Annotated in this window: 3 tRNA genes and 2 rRNA genes; all 5 read left to right on the forward strand. The window is 48.8% G+C overall.

The features are described 5' to 3' along the window. Nucleotides 1-1067: ribosomal RNA gene (locus ACVA6Q_RS24455) — 16S ribosomal RNA — on the forward strand; the annotation flags it as partial. 123 nt (nt 1068-1190) lie between these two features. Beyond that, a tRNA-Glu gene (locus ACVA6Q_RS24460) sits at nt 1191-1266 on the forward strand. A gap of 2 nt (nt 1267-1268) precedes the next feature. Further along, nucleotides 1269-1344: transfer RNA gene (locus tag ACVA6Q_RS24465), tRNA-Lys, on the forward strand. Between the two features lie 66 nt (nt 1345-1410). Continuing rightward, nucleotides 1411-1486 (forward strand) — tRNA-Val (locus tag ACVA6Q_RS24470). Between the two features lie 352 nt (nt 1487-1838). After that, nucleotides 1839-3037, forward strand: a 23S ribosomal RNA gene (locus tag ACVA6Q_RS24475); the annotation flags it as partial.

A 3037-nucleotide genomic window follows, 5' to 3' on the forward strand; every position in this document is an offset into this window, starting at 1 on the left:
ATTTGACGTTAGCGACAGAAGAAGCACCGGCTAACTCCGTGCCAGCAGCCGCGGTAATACGGAGGGTGCGAGCGTTAATCGGAATTACTGGGCGTAAAGCGCATGCAGGTGGTTCGTTAAGTCAGATGTGAAAGCCCGGGGCTCAACCTCGGAACTGCATTTGAAACTGGCGGACTAGAGTACTGTAGAGGGGGGTAGAATTTCAGGTGTAGCGGTGAAATGCGTAGAGATCTGAAGGAATACCGGTGGCGAAGGCGGCCCCCTGGACAGATACTGACACTCAGATGCGAAAGCGTGGGGAGCAAACAGGATTAGATACCCTGGTAGTCCACGCCGTAAACGATGTCTACTTGGAGGTTGTGGCCTTGAGCCGTGGCTTTCGGAGCTAACGCGTTAAGTAGACCGCCTGGGGAGTACGGTCGCAAGATTAAAACTCAAATGAATTGACGGGGGCCCGCACAAGCGGTGGAGCATGTGGTTTAATTCGATGCAACGCGAAGAACCTTACCTACTCTTGACATCCAGAGAACTTAGCAGAGATGCTTTGGTGCCTTCGGGAACTCTGAGACAGGTGCTGCATGGCTGTCGTCAGCTCGTGTTGTGAAATGTTGGGTTAAGTCCCGCAACGAGCGCAACCCTTATCCTTGTTTGCCAGCGAGTAATGTCGGGAACTCCAGGGAGACTGCCGGTGATAAACCGGAGGAAGGTGGGGACGACGTCAAGTCATCATGGCCCTTACGAGTAGGGCTACACACGTGCTACAATGGCGCATACAGAGGGCAGCCAACTTGCGAAAGTGAGCGAATCCCAAAAAGTGCGTCGTAGTCCGGATTGGAGTCTGCAACTCGACTCCATGAAGTCGGAATCGCTAGTAATCGTGGATCAGAATGCCACGGTGAATACGTTCCCGGGCCTTGTACACACCGCCCGTCACACCATGGGAGTGGGCTGCAAAAGAAGTGGGTAGTTTAACCTTCGGGAGGACGCTCACCACTTTGTGGTTCATGACTGGGGTGAAGTCGTAACAAGGTAGCCCTAGGGGAACCTGGGGCTGGATCACCTCCTTATACGAATAGATTATTGCGATGAGTGTTCACACAGATTGATTAGGTTTGTAAAGATAAAGAGATTTTGTTTTTGCTGTAAAGCGAAAACAGAAAATAGTAAGTGCCCAACACTTACTGCTTAGTGTCCCGTTCGTCTAGAGGCCTAGGACACCGCCCTTTCACGGCGGTAACAGGGGTTCGACTCCCCTACGGGATACCATTGGGTCGTTAGCTCAGTTGGTAGAGCAGTTGACTTTTAATCAATTGGTCGCAGGTTCGAATCCTGCACGACCCACCATTCTTTTCCACGAAGGAATGGCCTTTGTTTTACTTTTACTAAAGTAAAATAATAGGAAACTTATGTGGGCGATTAGCTCAGTTGGGAGAGCACCTCCCTTACAAGGAGGGGGTCACTGGTTCGAGCCCGGTATCGCCCACCATTCTCTAAGTAATTTTGGATTAAGATTTTCCAAACCACTTCATTAAAACGTACGTGGTTGGCATTTTTGACTCTGAGATTCTTTAGAAAATGCATTAAGTTTGCATTGCTCTTTAACAATTTGGAAAGCTGACGAATAACATTTGATTAATGTTATTCATTTAAAAGTTCTCAAATCCTATGTCTTTTAAAGATGTAGGTACCAACACACATTCAAGTGTTCTTGGGAATGGCGAAAGCTATTCATATTTGAGTCCGGCAAAATCGAGTCTGCATCATGTATAAAAATTGCAGACAACTTTGGTTGTTTAACGACAATCTCGAGGTTTCTTTGAAACTCTTTGGGGTTGTATGGTTAAGTGACTAAGCGTACACGGTGGATGCCTTGGCAGTCAGAGGCGATGAAAGGCGTAATAACTTGCGATAAGCCCAGATTAGGTAGTAATAACCTTTGAGTCTGGGATTCCTGAATGGGGAAACCCACCTACATAAGTAGGTATCGCTGAGTGAATACATAGCTCAGCGAGGCGAACCGGGGGAACTGAAACATCTAAGTACCCCGAGGAAGAGAAATCAACCGAGATTCCGAAAGTAGCGGCGAGCGAAATTGGATTAGCCCTTAAGCTTTTAATGAGACAGACGAAGGCTCTGGAAAGTGCCGCAGTAAAGGGTGATAGCCCCGTAGTCGACATCTCATCATCAGTGAAATCGAGTAGGGCGGGACACGTGATATCCTGTCTGAATATGGGGGGACCATCCTCCAAGGCTAAATACTACTGACTGACCGATAGTGAACCAGTACCGTGAGGGAAAGGCGAAAAGAACCCCTGTGAGGGGAGTGAAATAGAACCTGAAACCGTGTACGTACAAGCAGTAGGAGCACCTTCGTGGTGTGACTGCGTACCTTTTGTATAATGGGTCAGCGACTTATATTCAGTGGCAAGGTTAACCGTTTAGGGGAGCCGTAGGGAAACCGAGTCTTAACTGGGCGTTCAGTCTCTGGATATAGACCCGAAACCAGGTGATCTAGCCATGGGCAGGTTGAAGGTTGAGTAACATCAACTGGAGGACCGAACCGACTAATGTTGAAAAATTAGCGGATGACTTGTGGCTAGGGGTGAAAGGCCAATCAAACCTGGAGATAGCTGGTTCTCCCCGAAATCTATTTAGGTAGAGCCTCGGACGAATACTACTGGGGGTAGAGCACTGTTAAGGCTAGGGGGTCATCCCGACTTACCAACCCTTTGCAAACTCCGAATACCAGTAAGTACTATCCGGGAGACACACGGCGGGTGCTAACGTCCGTCGTGGAGAGGGAAACAACCCAGACCGCCAGCTAAGGTCCCAAATTATAGCTAAGTGGGAAACGATGTGGGAAGGCTTAGACAGCTAGGATGTTGGCTTAGAAGCAGCCATCATTTAAAGAAAGCGTAATAGCTCACTAGTCGAGTCGGCCTGCGCGGAAGATGTAACGGGGCTAAGCTATAAACCGAAGCTGCGGCAATGACTTAGGTCATTGGGTAGGGGAGCGTTCTGTAAGCCGTTGAAGGTG

It is taken from the genome of Vibrio sp. DNB22_10_4, from assembly GCF_052879755.1.